This is a genomic window from Paenibacillus sp. S-12 (assembly GCF_030363895.1).
Classification (GTDB): Bacteria; Bacillota; Bacilli; order Paenibacillales; family Paenibacillaceae; genus Paenibacillus_B; species Paenibacillus_B alvei.
This window is the reverse complement of sequence record NZ_JASIUF010000016.1, coordinates 151020-171717: the sequence shown is the minus strand read 5'-3', so window position 1 is coordinate 171717 and position 20698 is coordinate 151020. Positions and strand designations below refer to the sequence as shown.

Below are 20698 nucleotides of genomic sequence, written 5' to 3'. Positions count from 1 at the left end.
AGGAAATGTGGAAATGAGTACATATAAACAATCATTATTGAAGAAGATGATAGCGGTAACGTGTTTGGCGGCTGTATTGGGCACAGGAGCAGGAGTGGCTAGCATTGATTTGCCTGCCGCAAGTGCGGCGGCATCCGGATCAAGTATGTTTCAGGAGTGGGGAGACTCTGGGTTAAAGGCAGCCAGTAAAAAAGGCTTGACGACAATGAAAGATGCTAAGGCAACAAAAGACGGAGTTACGTTAAGCGTGCCTGAGCTTATGTTCGACGGTCTTCGCTTGGTCATGGTGTTGAAGTCCGAAGGCGGAGAGAACCCACTATTTGCTAGTAAGAGCTATCTGGTAAACGGACAGCCGCTTCAGGTGGACAAGCTATCGATGATGGCTAGTTCGGTTCCTGTGGAAAAAGGAAAAGAGAATAATATGTGCATGATTGAGTTTACAAATGCCATCGATCCGAAAACGGGAGAGCCTATTCTTCCGAATGAATTTGAGTTGACGATTAATGCGAAATTTGAGGCAGCGGAGGTGTCTCTTGTCATTCCAGTGAAAAACATCTCCAAACGGGATATAAACATACAGCCGAATACAAAGAAAAGTACGCAGAAATTCAATTACGAGGTAACAAGTTTGCGAATGACTGACGCAACAACATTGCTGCAAATTCACAGCAAGGGAGAAATTCCAAGCAGCAGCACGAAGCGACCGAATGGGTATCATCAATCCAAAATGTATTATGAAATCGTAGACGATAAAGGTAAAGTATTGGAGCAATCCATGCTGGGCATTTACGCAAAAAAACCAGAGAAGGAATATAACGAAAAAATATTGTATGCTCCATCGGCTTCTGCGACAAAATTTATTATTGTGAAGCCATATACTCTTTTTGTCAATAAGAACGGGATGCCTTTGGAGGATAAAAAACGAAACATGATAAAGGATTACCATAAAGCGCTAGAAATGAAGATTCCGGTTACCTCATAAGACGTGAAATAATAATTTAGGGATGAAAAGAAGTCGTGCGTTATGCAGGGCTTCTTTTGTTATTTTTCTGAAAATTATTGTAACAAAGGGTTGACGATCAGTGGTTTGTTCTGTATAGTTTCTTTAATAGTTAAAAGCATAAAAGCTTATATGTGTTAAAGCATTAAAATATTAAAGTGAAATGAAAAGTGTCGTAGGTAAACGCATTTCTGCTTTAAGGGGTTAACTGGCACTGCGCATAGAAAGGGTGTACAATCATGATTGTTATTGTAAATAATGAAGCATCTGAAGAACAGATTGCAAATATAGCCAGCATCATTGAAGGGCAAGGCAATCAGGTTCATATATCCCGCGGCACTGCTCATACTGTGATTGGGATTATTGGACATGCGGAGCCGAAGCTGGCAGAACATCTTAGACAAATGAAGGGCGTAGAGAACGTGGTTAAAATTACGAAATCATACAAGTTGGCAAGCCGTGACTTCCACCCGGAGGATACGGTAATTGAAATACGCGGCGTGAAAATCGGCGGCGGCAATTTGGTAGTTATGGGAGGGCCGTGTGCGGTTGAATCGCCTGCTCAAATTAATGAGATTGCGCGATTAGTGAAGGCGGCAGGCGGGCAAATTCTGCGTGGGGGAGCGTTCAAGCCGCGTACTGGGCCATACAGCTTCCAAGGCATTGGCGTAGAAGGGCTTGAGATGATGAAGGAAGCGGGCGAGAAGCACGGCCTTCTTACCATTACAGAAGTGATGACGCCAGAGTATGTGGATATTTGTGCGGAGCATGCGGATATTTTGCAGGTAGGCACACGGAATATGCAGAACTTTGATCTGCTGCGCAAGCTTGGAGAGTGCGGCAAGCCGGTGCTGCTTAAGCGGGGCTTCAGCGCAACCTATGACGAGTGGCTTAATGCCGCGGAATATATATTGGCTGGCGGCAATCCGAATGTCATGCTGTGTGAGCGCGGTATCCGCACATTTGAGACGTATACACGGAACACGTTTGATTTAACAGCTATTCCGGTTATGAAGCAGCTTAGTCATTTGCCGGTCATTGCGGATCCGAGCCATGCGACAGGACGACGCGAGCTGGTAGAGACGATGTCGAAGGCGTCTGTGGCTGCCGGTGCGGATGGTCTTATTATTGAAATGCATACCGATCCAGACAATTCGATGACAGGCGATGGGGTGCAGTCTCTCTTCCCGGATCAATTCGCTGGCCTGCTGCGTGAATTGGAGCAGCTTGCTCCATTGTGCGGCAAGTCGTTTGATACGAAGAAAATGGAGCAATCCTTTTTTCATACATGGGAAAAATAAGTGCAGTGTGATGTGCTGAACTGATCTCATTAATATAGAACTGGTTTCCTTAGCGGGAGACCAGTTCTTTTTTTGTTTCCTGATACCTTTGATTGTGCAAATGCAGCTTCGCTGCTTCTTTGCTCCACTCTCCCCTTGGCTCAGTCCTTCCGTTAAAGCAAGGTAGCAAGGGTGAGCGGGTAGTTTGATGTAGATTGTACGGAAAAACGGAAAAAAGATGAAATTTTGTACATGAATATTAGGATTGGAAAAGGTGTGGAATCTACAGTTTGAGCTATTTGTATGTTTAATAGTGCAAAATATATATTGGATATGTTATGTACCATTCTGATCACTATCGATATAAATATGGCCATGCCAACAGTGTGATTCAAGAAAATGAAGGACTGAAATAAGTAGGAATGAATGATAACGACAAAAACGGAACTGGAAAACCTGATTTAATGTAAACATACCTAACATGAAATAAAAAAATACCTTACATCAGTATTGACGAAGGAGTATCCTCCTACATATAATGATTTCAACAAATAATACAAATTGAACATTAAGATGAGAATAAATATGAAATGTTCGGATTGGGGAGGAATCGAGATGTCAGTCAATACCGTATTGGAGTTAATGAAAGAGAAGCAAATTGAGTATGTGGATTTTCGCTTTATTGATCTGTTAGGTCGTGCGCATCATATCAGCTTGCCTGCATCCGAAGTGGATGAGAGCACGTTCGAGAACGGCGTTGCGTTTGACGGCTCCTCGATTACTGGTTTCCGTGGAATTGAAGAATCTGATATGGTCATGATGCCGGATACGGAGAGCAGCTATGTCGATCCATTTACAGCACGTCCGACGCTCATTATCATGTGCAACATCTTCACGCCTGACGGCGAGCGTTATGAGCGTGATCCACGAAGCATTGCACAGAAGGCGGAAGAGTATCTGGCAACGACAGGAGTAGGCACGGATGCATACTTTGCGCCAGAATCTGAATTTTTCATCTTCGATGATGTTCGTTATGAGAATACAATGAATAGTTCTTCCTTCTTCGTCGATTCCGAAGAGGCTTCTTGGAACACGAACCGCAAGGAAGAGGGCGGAAACCTTGGCTTCAAGATTCATACAAAAGGTGGATATGTGCCTGTAGCGCCAATCGATACACAACAAGACTTGCGCAGTGAAATGTGCAGCCTGTTGCAAGAGGCAGGACTTCGCATTGAACGTCACCACCATGAAGTTGCGACGGCAGGGCAAGGGGAAATCAACTTCCGCTTTGATTCACTGACACGTACTGCAGATAACCTGATGAAGTATAAATATATCGTACACAACACGGCACGCCGCTTCGGCAAAGTAGCGACCTTCATGCCGAAGCCGCTGTTCGGGGATAACGGAAGCGGGATGCATGTGCATCAATCGATCTTTAACGGCGATACACCGCTATTCTATGAAAAGGGCGGCTATGCGAACTTGAGTGAAATGGCGCTGCATTATATCGGCGGAATTTTGCACCATGCGCCAGCACTTATCGCATTGACGAATCCGAGCACAAACTCCTTTAAGCGACTCGTGCCGGGATATGAAGCGCCTGTAAATCTCGTATTCTCGAAAGGCAATCGTTCTGCGGCTGTACGCATTCCGGTAGCGGCGGTTACACCGAAGGGCTGTCGGATTGAGTTCCGTACGCCGGATTCTACGGCGAATCCATACCTTGCCTTCGCTGCGATGCTGATGGCGGGGCTCGATGGAATCAAGCGCAAGCTGGATCCTACAGAGCTTGGTTATGGGCCGTATGACCGCAATATTTACGAACTGTCGGATGCGGAGAAACGTGAGATTCGCAGCGTTCCAGCGACGATGGAAGAATCGCTTGATGCGCTTGAAGCTGACTATGAATTCTTGCTTGAAGGCGGCGTATTTACAAAGGCATTTATCGAAAATTATTTGCATATCAAACGCAAGGAAGCCAAGTCTGTAGCGATCCGTATCCATCCGCAAGAATACAGCCTCTATTTTGATTGCTAATATTCATATTCCTATATTCATCTTCATCACCCTCGTGTCCCTAGTGGATACGGGGGTTTCGTTTTGGAATCATCTAGAAACATCTGCTTATTTTCTTTATGTTGTCCCTGACTCTGCAATTTTTATTTGACGGCACGGGGCACTTGAAGGTATCATGTTACTGAAATTACTTAAACGTTTAAGTTAACAACCAATAGATGGGGGGGGAGAAAGTGTCTAAACGCTTCTTCATTTCAATGTTGATGCTCTCATTGTGCATCATGATGCTGCTCTCGGCTTGCGGCGTACAGCATGCGATCTCAACATCTTCGGAAGCTGGAGGGAAGAATGCACATCAGGGAGAAGGACAAGCTGGATTGCAGCCGGAGAAGGGGGCTCATTTGCTCGTATGGGAATCGAAGGGGCCTGAACTGGATTTTTTGAAAGCGGTCGCAGAAGATTTCGAACAGGAATATGGGATTGGTGTAAAAGTAGTGGCGGTTCCGTCAATCGACGCTGTCACGAAGCTGACGACGGATGGACCTGCTGGAATCGGGGCTGATGTGTTCTCCGCGCCGCATGATCATTTGGGGAATGCAGTCATGGCGGGACTCGTGCTGCAAAATGATGTATACGACGAGCAAATGAAACATCAAATTATGGATTCCGCCCTAGAGGGTGTCAGCTATGATGGGGTGTTCTACGGTTTTCCAACCGCGATTGATACGTATGCGCTGTACTACAATAAAAAACTGCTGAATAAAGCTCCTGCCACTTATCAAGAGCTCATTCGGTTCGCTGAAACGTATAACGATCCAAAAAACAAACAGTACGCCTTTATGTGGAATGTAGGTCAGTTATATCAGTCTTACTCGTTTCTGGCAGGCTACGGGGGATACATATTTGGCAACGGAGGGAAGGATGCTGGCGATATTGGCTTGAGCAATGCGGAATCGATCGCCGGAGCCGAGTTCTTTCGATCGCTGAACAAAATACTGCCTGTCAATAGCAACGATATGAACGACAATATCATTACCGGATTTTTCATGGAAGGGAAAACAGCTGCTATTATAGGCGGGCCTTGGCTTATGACGGACGTGAAGAGCGCGGGAATCGATTTCGGAGTGGCTCCGCTTCCCCTGCTGCCTAACGGAGAACATCCGCAAAGCATGTCCGGCATCCGGGCGCTGTATGTCAGTTCCTATACCGAATATCCGGTTGCAGCGAAGCTGTTCGCGCGTTATGCGACCTCTCGCAAAAATCTCGTCAAGCGATATGAAAAGACAACACAACTGCCGCCGAGACAAGACATGATGGAGGAGCCGATCATCAAGGGGAACGCGAATGCACTTGCATTTCTAGAACAAACGAAGCATTCTGCTCCAATGCCGTCCATCCCGGAAATGGGCAACGTTTGGGTACCGGCAGGTGCTGCTCTTGCTGCAATATGGAATGACAATCAACAACCGGGAGATGTCTTAAAGAAGGCAGTCGAGCAGATCAAAACAGCGATCCAGACAAAAAAATAGCTTCATCGTTGAATCACATCGTGATCAAAATCGGACTTTTTGAGCTATATCTAAAAAATCGACGAAGGCGGTCTTCCGAATGGAACTGACAACAGATGCCCGTCGGCATCGGACGAAAGCGGCTGTATTCTCCGCTGTATGTATCGGGTTAGGCCAGCTGTACAACAAGCAGTATATGAAGGGCTTGCTGTGGATGATCGCGGCACAGTTATTCTTTTGGAACTACTATCCGATTGCTTATCGAGGAATAAGAGGCTTGATAACGTTAGGCGACGCGCCTACGAAGGTGGTTGCCGGGCAAGTGACCAAAGGCGATCATTCTATTTTCATGATGATTGAAGGACTTATTACATTGGTGCTCATTCTCTTGTTCGCCGGGTGCTATGTCCTGAATATTTATGATGCAAAGAAAAACGGGGCGCTGCGGGATGAAGGTCGGCCTGCTCCGGGGTTCATCGAATCCATCAAGCAGACGAAGCTTCGGCGCTTCCCATATTTGCTTCTGTTGCCTTCCATCTGCTTTGTGCTGTTCGTAACGGTAGTGCCGCTCATCTTCAATATGCTGATTGCCTTCACGAACTATTCGGCTCCGAACCATATTCCCGACCGGAACTTAGTAGATTGGACGGGGCTCAGCTCGTTTTATGACTTATTTGCACAAGAGGCGTGGCGCAACACCTTCTTCGGCATTTCGGTGTGGAACGTCATCTGGGCTGCGGCCTCTACGGTGTCCGTCTTTTTTAGCGGGCTGTTGCTAGCATTGATGGTGAACCATCCAAAAGTGAAATTCAAAAAATTTTGGCGTACGATGTTCATTTTGCCGTGGGCGGTTCCGCAATTCATATCGATTCTGGTATTCAGGGTGCTGCTAAACGGTTCGTTCGGGCCCGTGAACGATATGATCACCAAGCTCGGCTTCGCGCCAGTACCTTGGTTGTCTGATCCGACGATGGCCAAGTTTACGATTCTGCTTGTGAACTTGTGGTTCTCCACTCCGTTCCTGATGGCATTGATGTCAGGGGTATTAACGACCATGCCGCGGGATTTGTACGAAGCTGCTGCTGTTGATGGAGCAACGGGAACGCAGAGATTCGTCAAGCTGACGCTTCCGTTGGTGCTGGCGGCGACGGCACCAATTTTAATCATGCAATTTGCTTTTAACTTCAATAACTTCAATTTAATCTATATGCTAACGGACGGCAATCCGAACCAGCCTGATTATTATTACGCGGGCAGCACGGATATTTTAATCTCTTGGATATTCAAGATGACGTTGAATCAAAGCCAGTTCAATATGGCCTCTGCCGTCTCGATCATTATGTTCGTCTTTATCACCGTATTCTCCTTATGGAACTATCGGCGGATGAAGATAACTCAAGAAGAGGATATGGTCTAAATGTCTAAATTGCTGAACAACTTGGTCGTGGCGGGCATTTACGCGGTGTTTGCCGTGCTGCTCCTAACGACGGTATATCCGTTGATTTGGGTGATCGGAACATCGCTTAACCCAGGAAATTCCTTAATGGTAAGCCGAATGTTTCCTGATCAGCCCACGCTCGCACATTATACAGAACTGATTCGGAATACGGATTTCGTGCTATGGTTTTCGAACACCGTCACGATCGCTCTTGCGAATGCGACATTGTCAACGACATTGGTGGCAGCGACAGCCTACGCATTTTCCCGTTTTCGATTCAAAGGCAGAAAGCAAGGGCTAATGACATTGCTCATTCTTCAAATGTTTCCGGGCTTTCTGTCCATCATGGCGATCTTCGTGCTGCTGATGCAGACGAAGCTGCTCGATACGCATTTGGGTCTCATTCTCATCTATGCGGGCGGTTCTATCTCGATGGGGACATGGGTAATGAAGGGGCATTTCGATACCATTCCCAAAAGCCTGGAGGAAGCGGCCTATATCGATGGCGCAGGCCCTTTGGAGACAATGTTCAAAATCATATTACCACTGTCTTTGCCCGCAATTACGTTTGTTGCATTGAACAGCTTCATTACGCCATTCATGGATTTTATCCTGCCGCAAATCGTGCTTCGATCATCTGAGAAGATGACGCTGGCGCAAGGCTTGTACAACATGGTAGCGAACGAGACCAATTCAAGCTTTACGACCTTTGCTGCCGGCGCCGTTCTTGTAGCGCTGCCGATTACGCTCCTGTATATGTATTTCCAGAAGTATCTCATTCACGGCATGACGGCAGGTGCGGACAAAGGCTAACGACTAATAAGGATACATCCTGAATACTCTTCGTGATCAAAAGCGACAAAAAGGAGTTTGTTATGTTACTGGAAGCGATCTACCACAGACCTGGAAATTCATATTGCTATTCATACGATAACGACACGATCCATATCCGGCTGCGCGCGAAGAAAGGCGATCTTCGATCAGTCACTGCGTTGTATGGCGATAAATACGATTGGGACAAGACCGTAAAGGAAGCTGCCATGTTCATCATGGGCAGCGACGAGATGTTCGATTATTGGCATGTGGAGGTAGCTCCTCCGCACAAGCGGCTCCGTTATGCCTTCGAATTAGCTGCGGGCGAGCAGACGTTATGGTATACGGAAAAGGGATTCGTTGCCGAAAAGCCAGCGGATCCACTGACGTTTTTCGACTATCCTTTCTTATGGTCAAGCGAGGTGTTGCAGCCGCCGTCGTGGGTGAAGGATGCCGTATTCTATCAGATTTTCCCTGATCGGTTTGCCAACGGGAACCCTGACAATGATCCTGAACAGGTGCGGCCTTGGACAGCCGACGATCCGGGGCAGGATGATTTCTACGGCGGCGACCTCCAAGGGGTGTTGGATCGTCTGGATTACATTAGCGAGCTTGGCGTTAATGCCATTTACTTTACCCCGTTGTTCGAGGCAAAGACGAATCATAAATACGACACGACGGATTATTTGAAGGTGGATCCGCAGTTTGGCGATGTGGTTCTGTTGAAGAAGCTGGTGAAGGCCTGTCACGACCGCGGGATTCGGGTTATCTTGGATGCGGTATTCAATCATTGCGGCTATTGGTTCGCTCCGTTCCAAGACGTCGTGAAGCATGGGGAAGCATCACGATTTCGAGACTGGTTCCATATTGAGCGATTTCCGTTCGTGCGCGAGCCGAGAGCCTCTTACCGCTGCTTCGCCTTTGAATCCCATATGCCGAAGCTGAATACAGTCAATCCTGAAGTTAAAGCCTACTTGCTTGAAGTCGCTCAATATTGGATTCGGGAATGTGATATCGATGGCTGGAGATTGGATGTTGCGAATGAGATCGACCATGATTTCTGGCGGGAGTTTCGCAAAACATGCAAAGGATTGAAGCCGGACTTTTATATTTTGGGTGAGATATGGCATGATGCGATGCCTTGGCTGCGCGGTGATCAGTTTGACGCGGTTATGAATTATCCGGCTACGGAGGCCATTCTTGATTTCTTTGCAAAAGGGGTAATCGATGCAAAACAGTTCTCTTATCAAGTGAACAGGTTGTTGGCTGACTATCCCCAGCAAGTGGGTGAAGCTACCTTCACGATATTGGGCAGCCATGATACGCCGCGTTTGTTAACAATGGCTCAAGATGAACGCAAGATGAAGCTTGCGGCGCTGTTCCAGTTCGCCTTTCTTGGCGCACCATGCATATATTATGGAGACGAAGTGGGCATGACGGGCGGGCCGGATCCGGATTGCCGGAAACCAATGGTATGGGAAGAGGAGAAGCAGAATAGCGGATTGCTGCATTTTTATCGGAAACTGATCGCTTTGCGTACCGCCCATCCTGCGTTGCGACAAGGTTCATTCCGATTCGTTTATGCATCCGGAGATCACTTGGTCATCCGAAGACAGCGCGCTGGCGAGCAGATGTATATTTGCTTCAATAATAGTGAGCAGGCAGGAGCCTTCACCTTTGCGTTTGAACAGAAAGATACGCTGCCATTATCACCTTCTATGATCGGATCCGGAACATTTGTATTAGAGAATGACAACGTTACGATTAGCTTGCCTGCGTATGGCTGGATGGTATTGATGGCTGAATCAAGTTAAAGAGAAGCTGCTGCTAGATATGGATTACGGGAGATTAGGGCTAAATTGACACCATTTGGGAGGTATGCTTTAATTGGCTTAAACGTTTAAGTCTAAACCAAGTGAGGTCGGATAAGATGAAGAAAACAACGATAAAAGATATCGCCCAAGCAGCGGGTGTATCCATTGCTACTGTGTCCTATATATTGAATGACGTTAAGAATCAATCCATTTCGAATGAGACGCGCGTCAAGGTGTTAAAAATCGCGCAGCAGCTCAAATACGTGCCGAACCGTACTGCCCGGTCTTTAAAAGTAAAGAAGTCGGGCTTGATTGGAATTCTGGTATTCAAGGACGATCAACAAAGCTTTGGGTCAAATTTGAAGTACGCCAAAACGATAAGCAAAATCGAACAGCAGTGCAGTGCGCTCGGCTATCATGTTATTTATATGCAAATCGACGATACGGAGCCGTCATACAAGGTTATTATGGAACGGAATTTGGACGGCGTATTTTTAATCAATGTGGATCAGGAGCGATTTGCGACGATTACGCCCTACTTTGGCTTCGGTATTCCCGTGTTTGTCGTGGACAGTTATATTGAAGACTCGCTTTTTCATAAAATTATGCCTGATGTGGAAGCGGGCTTTCAACGATCCCGTGATTTGCTGAATGAAGCTCCGCAATTTCTGATCATGGATCGCTATAACAATAACCAATGGTCGGATGTCATCAAGCGGGCATCGGGTTTGCCGGAAGAACGGATTCATATATATGAACACTGCCAGGGGATGGAGTCTTTTTTAGCCAAGTTCGATGGTCAACCGGGCATCGTATTGAACGAATTTATTGCCAACGAAGCTTCCAAAGTCCATCCCAACTTGATTGCATGGTGCACCTGCCATTGTCCCGAAATTCTCGGCCAAGATACGGAGAGAGTCACCTTCGACTTGAGTAGATACGATTTATTTGTAGGCGTTATGAACAGCTTTATTGATGATGTGGAGTATGTGCACGAGGAGAAGTTCTTGAAATTGCCAGTCTCCTCGTAGATCAATATATGTGCGAGTCCAAAAGGGCCGCTTTTCAGCACCGAGAAGGTTGCAAGAACTCGAAGAAGGAAGAACGGAGTGTAGGCAGGACTACATGAGTACTGGACTTCGAGAGTGAAAGCAAGATTCGATGCCGAATGGCTTCTTATGTTGCTTCGTGATCAAAAGCGGGTTTTTTGAACAACCTCTATAAGGAGAAATGCGTAGTGGATTCATCACGTCTTATTCAGATCGACGAGTTTTATTCGAGGATCTTATCTAATCGAAGAAAAGTATTTATTTACTTGCCTCCGAGCTATCGAGTGAACGAACAGAAGCGGTATCCCGTGCTCTATTTGCATGATGGGCAGCATGCATTTTTTGCGGATCAGAAGGGAGACTCCTGGGACGTCCATCTTACGGTTGATCGTCTTGTCGCCGAAGGCAGGATGAAGGAAATCATCGTGGTTGCCATTTCCCATATCGAAGATGCACGGATTGCGGAGTACATGCATGCCAATCCGGATGGGCATAACCTATTCAACACAGCGAATCAAGGTGAGCGGTATGAGCAGTTTCTCGTAGAGGAAGTGAAGCCTTATATCGATCGAGAATACCGGACACTTCCAGGCAAGGAGCATACGGCCTTGATGGGGTCATCCGCTGGTGGCTTGGTGTCCTACAATATCGGATTTCGCCAATCCGATACATTCGGCATGATTGGGGCATTATGTCCGTTCGTCGTCAGCGTAAATCCAGATACGATGGAGGATCGCTGGCTAAGTCATATCTATACGGAAAAGAAGGATCTCAAGATCTGGATGGATGTCGGTGATGCAGAGGGCTTCACCGTTATGGAGAAGCATGTGCGGCAGGTCGTAGACACGCTCGTTCGCATCGGGTATGAGCCGGGGAATGATCTGATGTACTACTATGCCGTCGGTTCCGGACACGCGCAGAAGGATTGGGCCGCAAGGGTTCATGCACCGCTCCTTTATTTCTTCGGAGATATCGGCATGCCTGTACATGTTGAACTGCATGGTTCCCGCGTAGTAGGGATTCAGGGGCCGACGCAGAGGTTCAATGCGGTCGTTCATTACGATAGCGGCTTTGTCATGACGGATTTGAACGCTCGGTACGAAGTGTCCGATCCTTGCATCCTAGAGGTAACCGTGGATGGAACACTCACTCCGAAGCGGTCGGGCAAGACGCGCGTCATCTATCATCATGATGAGCTCACAGCGCATGCAGAGATTACAGTTATTCCGCATCTTTCGGAGACAGCTACAGTTACGTTGGTCGTAAAGGTACCCGAAAATACGCCGCCTACCGAAAGGCTGTATGCAGGGATCGAACTGCCGATGATCGATGAAGGGCAATATGGAGGCACGTTCGAGGTGCCACGGGATATGGCGTTCGAGTTCCGGATTTCCCGTGGCTTGGGCAAACATGAAACGGATCGTTACGGTCAAGAAGTGCCGTATCGCAAATTTACGGTTATCGATGGTTTGGAGCTGCATTACGAAGTCGAGAATTGGATCGATATAATGGCGGAAAGGGTGGAGAAGCGATGAGCACGAAGTACGGATCAAGCATCCTGCGCATTGAAACATTTCACTCGGAATATCTGAATAACGATAGAGAGCTGTTCATTTATCTTCCTCCAAGCTACCAACAAGACCTGAACAAGCGCTATCCGGTCTTATACATGCATGACGGTCAAAATATTTTCCATCCGGCCTTCAACGGCTATTCATGGAACGTGCACGCTGCCGCCGATAAGCTGATTGCCGAACAGCGTATGAAAGAAATCATCATTGTCGGCATTCCGAATATGGGGATGGAGCGGGCAAATGAGTTCACGCATGACTTGGAGGGCGTTCGTTATCAAGACGACAAGTTTGCGGTCGAACCAAGAGGCCACCAGTATGAGCAATTCCTTATTGATGAGGTTAAGCCTTATATAGATGCCTTGTTCCGCACGCAATCGGAGCCAGAGCATACGGCCTTGATGGGCTCGTCAAGGGGCGGGCAGGTGACGTACCATATTGGGCTGCGGCGTCCCGACGTGTTCAGCATGCTGGGGATTATCTCTCCTTACTTGTATTGCGTTTATCCCGACACCTTGGAAGAAGTGCCCTTGTACCATACCTTTACCACGAAGCAGTCCATTAAGAAAATATGGATCGATCTCGGCAGCCGTGAAGGGCTGCTGGTCATGGAAAAGCATGTGCGCGAGGCAGCAGAACAATTGCTTAGCATAGGCTACAAAGCCGATGATGAGCTTGTCTACCTCTATGAGCCCGGAGCGGCGCATGTGGAGAAGGACTGGGCAGCCAGAGTGTCTGCGCCGCTTCTTCACTTCTTCGGCAAGCGCGGCAAGGCTTGCTCTCTTACGCTGCATGGCGATCAGGAGGTTGGGATCACAGGGCCACCGTGCCGGCTGAATCCGATTATCGAGTTCGATTCCGGCTTCAAGATGTCAGCGCTTCGTGCTGCGTACCGCGTAGAGGATGAGCATATCGCGCAGGTTCAGGACGATGGCACGGTCTTTCCTCGTCACCCGGGCGTTACGGAAGTAACGGTGCAATTCGAGGGATGGGAAGCCTCGATTCCTCTCCGAATCGTGGAGGAGCTCCGTACGCATGTTAATTTGGAGATCATTGTTTATGTTCCGCCTAATACGCCGCAGGATCTCAAGCTGTACGCTTGGTTCCCGTTGACGTACGATCCGAACAAGGATTTATATGCAACACGCCTGCGCATCCCGTTGCATACAGATTGGCTGTTCCAAGTGAGTCGAGAAGACGGAATCGTCGAAGTTGATGGAGCGGGGGCTCGCGTCGAACGTAGCTATAAGGCAGAGCAGGACAAAACCTTAGAGATACATGTTGAGAGATGGAGCGGGCAATAAGGATCATCGGATGGAAGCATGATGTGAATGAACGTAATAATGAGTGATACACGAATTGGGATCGGAAGAAGAAAGAGACGAGAGGAACGATACAGCATGAAGAAATGGAAAACAGGCTTCCTATGCGGCGCTATCTTGTTCACGGGAATCGCATTCGGTACTTCGGCGATAATAGCCAATGCTGAGAAGCACGGTCTTGATGAGGAAGGAAAGAAACTGTCGACCAACAAGCCTGTATCGATAGTTGATCATCTTCCAGTGCGAGAGCTGTCCGGAGAAATAGGCGGTCGAACGATCATGGTGACGCCGATGGATAAAGATATCTCTAAGAATGCAAGTGCAGACGTTATCGATCATGGCGACATGACGAAGGACGAGAATCGCAATCATACGAAGCCGGGAGTGAATTCTAGCAGCAGTGACAAGAAGATAGGCAAGCTGCCTGTAACCCATACCGTGAATGATGTAGAGGTTACGGTTCATTCGATTCGGGTTACGGAAAAGGCTACGGACTTCGAAGTGACGATTACAAACAATTCGGATAAAGACAAGGTTACACTTGATATGCAAAAAGTAATAACCAAAGCGAACATCGGTGTTAAAGGGAGAACTGCAGAAGCGGTCGAGATTGCATCGGATAATCCAGACTTTGCGAACAAAACAATTCGTCCGAAGAAGGAGTTGCATGGCTGGATTCGTAATCAAGGCTTGAAGGATCGCGATATTATCAATTTGAAGTTCGCCCTATCCGTAAAAGGAGCGAAAGAGACAAGAGCGTATTCGTTCCTTATTGATTGCACGAAGCTGAAGTTCCGTACCCTATAATCGGTGCGGTGACTGATGCTGAAGTGAACAAGGCGTGTGTGAGAAGAGATTTCTCATTCACGCCTTTTTGCTTATGTGTCCGTGTACACACTAAGCACGATGAAAACATCCCAATGTGTTATTTTCTTACGCTCTGCTGCTTTTGAACCGTGTGAATGCCGATGACGACGCAGGGCTTCATTAGAGATATAATCGAATACAAAGATGTTTTTCAATTCGTCTCATCTCTCCTTATAGCCGATCCTTTCGTTTGTTTTGAATGATCTGATATTTTAAAAAAGTTAAAAAGAACCGAACCTTTTCGGGTGAACGAGGCAATATAGGTTGTAAGCTTACCAAGGAGGGCCCTTTTTTCATGAAAGATATCAATATCGAGCACTGGATTGAACGGATGAAGGAAGGGGATTCGTCTGCGTTCCAAGTGATCTATGATTGGTCATTCCCCGAAATCTACCGCTCCGCTGTCTTTTTGATGACGGAAAAAAATGAGATAGAGGATGTCATGAACGAGATTTATTTTCAGCTGTGGCGATCCATCGGCAATTACGATGCGAATCGTCCCTTCCGATTTTGGATGCATGGCATTGTGCTGAAGCAAATACAAAAGTGGAGAACAAAAAGCTGGAGAAGGTTCCGAATCTTCGAGAAGAAGAGGCTCTTAGAGAGGGAAGAGCATCTGTTCACGGATCGCCAGATCTTGGAGGCCGAAACCCATCGGGAGATGTTGACCATGGTTCATCAGCTATCCTACAAGCTTCGGGCGGTGATTATTCTGCGCTATTATCACGAATATACCTTCGATGAAATCGCTGAATTGCTGGACATTCCCGTGGGCACGGTCAAATCCAGGCATCATGCTGCACTAGGGAAGCTTCGCGAGCTCAGCCCGTATCTAGAATCAGCAAAGGAGCAGGAACTTTATGTCCATTGAACAACAACTGCGCGATAAGCTTCAGGATTGTGCGGAAGCAATGGAAAATCCATCTGACATGCAGAAGCGCATTCAAGAAGCTTCTTACGAGCGATATCGCAATGAAAAAAATAATGAAACATCAAAATCAAATCTGAACATTCGCATGGTAGCCTGTGTGCTTGCGGTTGTACTCCTCGCGCCAATTATCATTTATACCGGTCCTACCGTAGCGGCACAGATTCGCACCTTGCTCAATCTATCTGGGACAGAAGATGCGCGCAACTTCGTCACGAAGGATGCGGATTCAGATTATGTCATTACGAACTTATATGCGGATGAGATTAGCGGCAATAAGACGGCGCAAGAAGTGCTTGCGCGCATTTACCGTGGGTTCCCTGAGACGAAGAACTTCGACATCGCAAACGCGCAAATTACCAAGGGAATCAGGGCCGGTGAAAAGATCCATATCTTTAATATCATGTTAATGGAAAAAGGAAAGACATTTGCGGAGCCGCATCAAGAGATTGTAGTCAATGCTGATGTGGATACAGGGCAGATTCATTTTGTGCAAACGACTGGCTTAGAGCCATACGCTCCGCATGTTGCGAAATTGCAGGAATCGGAAGCGATTGCTATCGCCAATGCATTCTTGAAGCAATTGGATGTGCCTATTGATGGATATGAGCCTGAAGTGTCAGGAACCCAGCCAGGTAAAGCACAAGGAATCGGTCAATTCATCGTTATCTACAAGCGTGCAGAGGATGGCAAGAAGCTGTTCCAAGTGAACCTCCAAGATGGAGGCATAAGTGTAGCATTCTCCCCTTCAGATAAGTCATGAGGCGAAATCGTATCAGCAGAAGAGAGAGCATGGTGGCTCTAACGTTCTTGTTGCCGAGCGCCATTGGCTTTGCCTTGTTCTATCTCATTCCGTTTGGGATGGGGCTTGTCTACTCGGTATTGGATCGAACGGTTGGCGGTTCATTTGTTGGACTCTCGAATTATCAGGAACTGCTCAGCAGCGATTCCTTTCGCAAAGCCGCCTTGAATTCCTTCTGGTTCACGGCAATGAATGTCCCGCTAATGTTAGTGCTGTCACTTGGAATCGCGCTCGTGCTGAACCGAAATCTCTATCTGCGTCAATTTCTTCGAATGGCTTATGTCCTGCCGCTGGTCGTGCCCGTTGCCTCCGTCGTAATGGTGTGGCAAGTGCTGTTTGATTGGAATGGATCACTTAACGCCTGGATGCATGCTGCCGGGCTTGAACAAATAGATTGGATGAAATCGGACTGGGCGAGAGGCGTTATTTCCGTATTCTACCTATGGAAGCATATCGGCTACAACATCATCTTATTCCTTGCAGGACTGCAGAGCATCCCGCGAGATTACTATGAGACGGCTGAATTGGAGGGGGCGGGCAAGTGGTTTCAATGTTATGAAATTACACTTGTCTACTTGACCCCAACGATGGTCTTCGTCGTTCTGATGTCGATTATGAATACGTTCAAGATATTCCGCGAAACGTACCTGATCGCAGGAGATTACCCGCATGACAGCATCTATACACTTCAGCACTACATGAACAACATGTTCCTCGGGATGGATGTACAGAAGCTGTCTGCGGCTGCGACGCTTATGGTGATAGTTATCTTTATCATTGTGACGATTCTGCTTCGGATAGAAAAACGATTTACACAATTTATGGAATGATACGGGAGGGAGAATGAAGAACAGGGGGGCCATTCGGAACCTGTCGTTCACGCTGGTGATGGCATGCATCGGGCTCATCATGTTATTCCCTATTGTGATTACTTTCACAAATTCACTGATGACGGAGCATGAAATTCGCGGGAATTACGGTCTAGTGGGTCAAATGCCAGTCGTTACGCAAGGGGAGCCTGCTGTATTCGTGAATCTGAAGCTTATTCCGGATTGGCTGTCCTTCGAGCAGTATGGGTGCGTTTTGCTAGAAACGCCCACGTATTTGTTCATGCTATGGAATTCCATCGCGATGGTCGTGGCGATTATTGCGGGACAGACCGTTGTCAGTGCACTGGCTGCGTACGCATTTGCCAAGCTCCGGTTCAGAGGGAGAGAAGGCTGGTTTCGGGTGTACTTGCTGACGATGCTGATGCCTTTCCAAGTGACCTTGGTTCCGAATTATATTATTGCTGACAAGTTGGGACTGATGAATACAGCAAGCGCGATTATTTTGCCAGGGATATTCGCGGCATTCGGTGTGTTCATGCTGAGGCAATTTATGCTCTCGATTCCCTATGCGCTGGTTGAAGCGGCTCAGATGGATGGCGCGGGTCATTACCGCATTTTCTATCAGATTATGCTGCCTCTGATGAAGCCGGGGATTGCGGCGCTGATCGTCTTGCTGTTCGTCGATTATTGGAATATGGTCGAGCAGCCGCTGATTTTCCTCGAGGATGCATTCAAGCAGCCATTATCGCTCTATTTATCCAGAATTCATAGGGAAGCCCAAGGCATCGGCTTTGCCGCGTCGATAATCTATATGACGCCCATGGTTCTCCTGTTTTTGTATGCGGAGTCTTATTTTATCGAAGGCATTCAAATGTCGGGGATCAAAGGGTAGCTCATGAGAGGAGGGATAGGATGGCTATAGGGTTCACAGCAGCGCTGGATGCAAGAAAAAAACGAAAAATAGTATGGCTCTCCGGCCTGTTCTTCAGCTTGCTCCTTTTCCTTACCCTGGCGAGCAATACATTGCTGACGTTACATTTGCCGAAGGTGCGCACCGAACAAGGGAGGGAAGGAGCGCTAGTAACCACGTGGCGTGGTACGGCCCGATTAATACCTCGGCAGCATATCGATTTATCGAACAGGGCGGAGTGGTCAATCAAAAAGGTTTATGTAAAAGAGGGAGATCGTGTAGTTAAGGGGCAGACGTTAATCACCTATGAGAATCCTGCTGCTGTTCAGGAAATATTGGATGTACAGGCGGGCCTTGCAGGGCAGCGGCTAACATTAGTTGACTTGCAGGATGATTATATTGAAGCCGTACAAAATAACGACGGTATGCGAGCGCGCAGCACAAAGCGGGAGATAGAACGTGTGCGAATAGCTATAGGAGTTCAGGAGCGAAAAGTGACCACAATGCAGTCGGAGGCGAATGATCGTAGACGAATCATCGCGCCCTTTGACGGTGTTGTGACACAAGTACGTGCGACGCCGCAGCTTCCTTCAGGAAGCGGCGGCCCAGATGTTAGTGTAGCGAATAGGCAGCAAGGGTATCAATTCGAAATTGTCATCCCGGATGCCTTCGGCCGGGAATTGCGTACCGGGGAAAAGATACGCGTGCATATCGAGCATGAGGAGGCAAATGTTCCGGTTGAAGGGAGCATTATCGACATTCGACCGATGGCAGGCGTTGATGGAGGGGCTTCCCTCCAAGAGGAAGCAGAATGGAGTGCATCGCAGACAAATTCGAGTCAACGGGTCATTGTGAAGGTTCAACATCCGAATATTCAAGCGAATGAGCTCGTAAGCGTGGAATTGACACAAACGAAGAAGAGCGATGGCGGCATGCTCGTATCAAACCAAGCGATTCGTCAGGCAGGGAAGGACAGCTATGTGCTTATTATCGAAGAGCGTTCCGGCCCATTGGGCAATATTTTTATTGCTAGCAAGGTTTCCGTTCGATTAGGGGGGACGAATGGCCAAGAAACGCTGGTGCAAGGGGTATACGCGAAAGCCCAGATTATTGTCGAGAGCAGTGAGCCAGTAACAGATGGTCAACGTGTAAGGATCTAATGCGTTTGAACGCGCAACGATCCCATGAAGAATGGAGAGGAGCGATTCAGGGTGAAAAAAAGGAGTGTACGCAGTCTGGTCGTTGCATTAACGATAGCGATGACATTGGCAGCATGTGCCGGCAAACAGGCTGGTGAGGCGAAGCAAGAAGAGCAGCAGGGACAGGACGGGAAGAAAGTCGTTGTCTTGTCCGTATTGGGAGCGGATCCTGTGTATGCTCAGGCTGAGAAAATGTATGAAGCGAAGCATCCCAATGTGGATATTCAAATCAAAGAATACAGCCTAGGGGGAGGCTCCAATCAAGAAGGAAGTGCCGAGAAGTATGTGAATACCACTACTACAGAGCTATTGTCCGGTAAAGGGGCCGATTTGATCGACTTGAATGTGAGCGGGTTGCCAATAGGGAAATACGTAGACAAGCAAGCGCTGGTGAACTTGAGCGAGCTGATGAAGCAGGATCCTGCCTTTGATTCTAATTCGTACGAGATGAACATTCTGGACGGGGCCAAGATGAGAGGAGGTCTCTATGCGCTGCCTCTGCGGTTTTCCTTGGACAGTCTTATGGGCGATGCGAAGGCAATTCAGCAATCCGGCGTCACATTCGATGACAACGCATGGACATGGGGAGAGTTTACGGAAGTAGGCAAACGTTTGGCAGCGTCCGGCGGGCACACGTATTCGCTGGGGAATACGCCGCCAGAGCGGATGTTGAACATTCTGTTCGCTGATAACTATGCTCGCGTTGTCAATGAGGAGCAGCGCCCCGCCAGCTTCGATGCCAATGCATTTGTCGGATTGATGGAGCAAGTGAAGACGATGTATGTAGATAAGGTAGCGACGGATGCGACAGTGAGCGCAGGAGATTACTTTTTTGCACCTAATTTGATTACTTCGCCGGAAGATTACTTCAGTACGCCAGCAATGTTCTATGAGCAAGGGAAGATTTATCGCAAGCCGCTCGCGGCTGGGCAGCAGGCCGGAGGCACCTTCGTGACATCTAACAAATTAGGGATGAATCGGAATTCGAAGGTGCAGGCCGAAGCATGGGATTTCATGAAGTTCTTATTGTCTGAGGAAATACAGACCATGCCTGGACTGCGAGGGTTCTCTGTCAATAAAAAGGTAAACGAGCAGACGCTCAAGGCGCTTGAGGACAAAGGCACTGTCGAATCGCCAACGGGATCCGCAATCCAGATTCAGAAGGCAGACATTGACATGGTCAAGCAGATGCTGGCCGATGCGAACACCGCAATAATGGATAATTCGAAAGTTCAATCGATTATCGAGGAGGAAGCGAAGGCTTACTATAACGGTCAAAAATCGGCACAAGCGGTTTCGGATTTGATCGCAAACCGTGTGACGACCTATTTAAATGAATAGACACGGA

At 47.7% G+C, this 20698-nt stretch carries 18 protein-coding genes; 17 read left to right on the top strand and 1 reads right to left on the bottom strand.

The features are described from left to right. Positions 1–13 precede the first annotated feature (13 nt). The 11 genes from NO352_RS16180 (at position 14) to NO352_RS16130 (ending at position 14621) form a co-directional block, all read left to right on the top strand. Entirely contained in the window at positions 14–982 is a 969-nt protein-coding gene (locus tag NO352_RS16180; protein WP_289356142.1) for a DUF4179 domain-containing protein, read from the top strand. Positions 983–1239: 257 nt separating this feature from the next. After that, positions 1240–2301 carry a 3-deoxy-7-phosphoheptulonate synthase gene (aroF, locus tag NO352_RS16175; RefSeq protein WP_268598988.1) on the top strand — a complete coding sequence of 354 codons (1062 nt, stop codon included), beginning with the start codon at positions 1240–1242 and terminating at the stop codon, positions 2299–2301. Between the two features lie 594 nt (positions 2302–2895). Next, on the top strand, positions 2896–4320 hold the full coding sequence (gene glnA, locus NO352_RS16170) for a type I glutamate--ammonia ligase (RefSeq protein WP_028531881.1): 1425 nt from the start codon (positions 2896–2898) through the stop codon (positions 4318–4320). Positions 4321–4532: 212 nt separating this feature from the next. Then, positions 4533–5828 carry a sugar ABC transporter substrate-binding protein gene (locus tag NO352_RS16165; protein ID WP_289356141.1) on the top strand — a complete coding sequence of 432 codons (1296 nt, stop codon included), beginning with the start codon at positions 4533–4535 and terminating at the stop codon, positions 5826–5828. Between the two features lie 79 nt (positions 5829–5907). Further along, the gene (locus NO352_RS16160; protein WP_289356140.1) at positions 5908–7224 is read left to right on the top strand and encodes a sugar ABC transporter permease; all 1317 of its coding nucleotides are present in this window, start codon (positions 5908–5910) and stop codon (positions 7222–7224) included. Then, positions 7225–8058: a sugar ABC transporter permease gene (locus tag NO352_RS16155; protein WP_289356139.1), complete on the top strand. Its 834-nt coding sequence runs from the start codon at positions 7225–7227 to the stop codon at positions 8056–8058. A 62-nt stretch (positions 8059–8120) separates the two neighbouring features. Then, the gene (locus NO352_RS16150) at positions 8121–9872 is read left to right on the top strand and encodes a glycoside hydrolase family 13 protein (RefSeq protein ID WP_289356138.1); all 1752 of its coding nucleotides are present in this window, start codon (positions 8121–8123) and stop codon (positions 9870–9872) included. Between the two features lie 116 nt (positions 9873–9988). Then, positions 9989–10903, top strand: a complete 915-nt coding sequence (locus tag NO352_RS16145) for a LacI family DNA-binding transcriptional regulator (RefSeq protein ID WP_289356137.1) — start codon at positions 9989–9991, stop codon at positions 10901–10903. Positions 10904–11109: 206 nt separating this feature from the next. After that, a complete protein-coding gene (locus tag NO352_RS16140) occupies positions 11110–12456 on the top strand; it encodes an alpha/beta hydrolase (protein WP_268593711.1) in 1347 nt (448 codons plus the stop codon). Further along, entirely contained in the window at positions 12453–13796 is a 1344-nt protein-coding gene (locus NO352_RS16135) for an alpha/beta hydrolase (RefSeq protein WP_289356136.1), read from the top strand. The genes NO352_RS16140 and NO352_RS16135 overlap by 4 nt, the downstream gene beginning before the upstream one ends. Positions 13797–13892: 96 nt before the next feature. Continuing rightward, positions 13893–14621, top strand: a complete 729-nt coding sequence (locus NO352_RS16130) for a hypothetical protein (RefSeq protein ID WP_289356135.1) — start codon at positions 13893–13895, stop codon at positions 14619–14621. A gap of 71 nt (positions 14622–14692) precedes the next feature. Here NO352_RS16130 and NO352_RS16125 read toward each other — a convergent pair whose 3' ends face one another. Beyond that, the gene (locus tag NO352_RS16125) at positions 14693–14836 is read right to left on the bottom strand and encodes a hypothetical protein (protein ID WP_289356134.1); all 144 of its coding nucleotides are present in this window, start codon (positions 14834–14836) and stop codon (positions 14693–14695) included. A gap of 140 nt (positions 14837–14976) precedes the next feature. Here NO352_RS16125 and NO352_RS16120 point away from each other — a divergent pair, with 140 nt between their 5' ends. Genes NO352_RS16120 through NO352_RS16095 form a run of 6 tightly spaced genes read left to right on the top strand, consistent with a single transcriptional unit; the run spans position 14977 to position 20691 of the window. Then, positions 14977–15552 carry a sigma-70 family RNA polymerase sigma factor gene (locus tag NO352_RS16120; RefSeq protein ID WP_005548403.1) on the top strand — a complete coding sequence of 192 codons (576 nt, stop codon included), beginning with the start codon at positions 14977–14979 and terminating at the stop codon, positions 15550–15552. After that, positions 15542–16372, top strand: coding sequence for a hypothetical protein (locus tag NO352_RS16115; protein WP_005548401.1), 831 nt, complete (start codon positions 15542–15544; stop codon positions 16370–16372). Before NO352_RS16120 ends, NO352_RS16115 begins: the two co-directional genes overlap by 11 nt. Before the next feature lie 29 nt (positions 16373–16401). Further along, a complete protein-coding gene (locus NO352_RS16110) occupies positions 16402–17241 on the top strand; it encodes a carbohydrate ABC transporter permease (protein WP_289356133.1) in 840 nt (279 codons plus the stop codon). Between the two features lie 13 nt (positions 17242–17254). Beyond that, positions 17255–18133 carry a carbohydrate ABC transporter permease gene (locus tag NO352_RS16105; RefSeq protein ID WP_289356132.1) on the top strand — a complete coding sequence of 293 codons (879 nt, stop codon included), beginning with the start codon at positions 17255–17257 and terminating at the stop codon, positions 18131–18133. A 20-nt stretch (positions 18134–18153) separates the two neighbouring features. After that, entirely contained in the window at positions 18154–19311 is a 1158-nt protein-coding gene (locus tag NO352_RS16100; protein ID WP_289356131.1) for an efflux RND transporter periplasmic adaptor subunit, read from the top strand. A 51-nt stretch (positions 19312–19362) separates the two neighbouring features. After that, on the top strand, positions 19363–20691 hold the full coding sequence (locus NO352_RS16095; protein WP_289356130.1) for an ABC transporter substrate-binding protein: 1329 nt from the start codon (positions 19363–19365) through the stop codon (positions 20689–20691). The last annotated feature ends 7 nt before the right edge of the window (positions 20692–20698 follow it).

Excerpts from the sequence above, each read along its gene's own strand:
- NO352_RS16180 (WP_289356142.1), top strand. The coding sequence starts at position 14 with ATGAGTACATATAAACAATCATTATTGAAGAAGATGATAGCGGTAACG.
- aroF (WP_268598988.1), top strand. The coding sequence starts at position 1,240 with ATGATTGTTATTGTAAATAATGAAGCATCTGAAGAACAGATTGCAAAT.
- glnA (WP_028531881.1), top strand. The coding sequence starts at position 2,896 with ATGTCAGTCAATACCGTATTGGAGTTAATGAAAGAGAAGCAAATTGAG.
- NO352_RS16160 (WP_289356140.1), top strand. The coding sequence starts at position 5,908 with ATGGAACTGACAACAGATGCCCGTCGGCATCGGACGAAAGCGGCTGTA.
- NO352_RS16155 (WP_289356139.1), top strand. The coding sequence starts at position 7,225 with ATGTCTAAATTGCTGAACAACTTGGTCGTGGCGGGCATTTACGCGGTG.
- NO352_RS16150 (WP_289356138.1), top strand. The coding sequence starts at position 8,121 with ATGTTACTGGAAGCGATCTACCACAGACCTGGAAATTCATATTGCTAT.
- NO352_RS16145 (WP_289356137.1), top strand. The coding sequence starts at position 9,989 with ATGAAGAAAACAACGATAAAAGATATCGCCCAAGCAGCGGGTGTATCC.
- NO352_RS16135 (WP_289356136.1), top strand. The coding sequence starts at position 12,453 with ATGAGCACGAAGTACGGATCAAGCATCCTGCGCATTGAAACATTTCAC.
- NO352_RS16130 (WP_289356135.1), top strand. The coding sequence starts at position 13,893 with ATGAAGAAATGGAAAACAGGCTTCCTATGCGGCGCTATCTTGTTCACG.
- NO352_RS16120 (WP_005548403.1), top strand. The coding sequence starts at position 14,977 with ATGAAAGATATCAATATCGAGCACTGGATTGAACGGATGAAGGAAGGG.
- NO352_RS16115 (WP_005548401.1), top strand. The coding sequence starts at position 15,542 with ATGTCCATTGAACAACAACTGCGCGATAAGCTTCAGGATTGTGCGGAA.
- NO352_RS16110 (WP_289356133.1), top strand. The coding sequence starts at position 16,402 with ATGGTGGCTCTAACGTTCTTGTTGCCGAGCGCCATTGGCTTTGCCTTG.
- NO352_RS16105 (WP_289356132.1), top strand. The coding sequence starts at position 17,255 with ATGAAGAACAGGGGGGCCATTCGGAACCTGTCGTTCACGCTGGTGATG.
- NO352_RS16100 (WP_289356131.1), top strand. The coding sequence starts at position 18,154 with ATGGCTATAGGGTTCACAGCAGCGCTGGATGCAAGAAAAAAACGAAAA.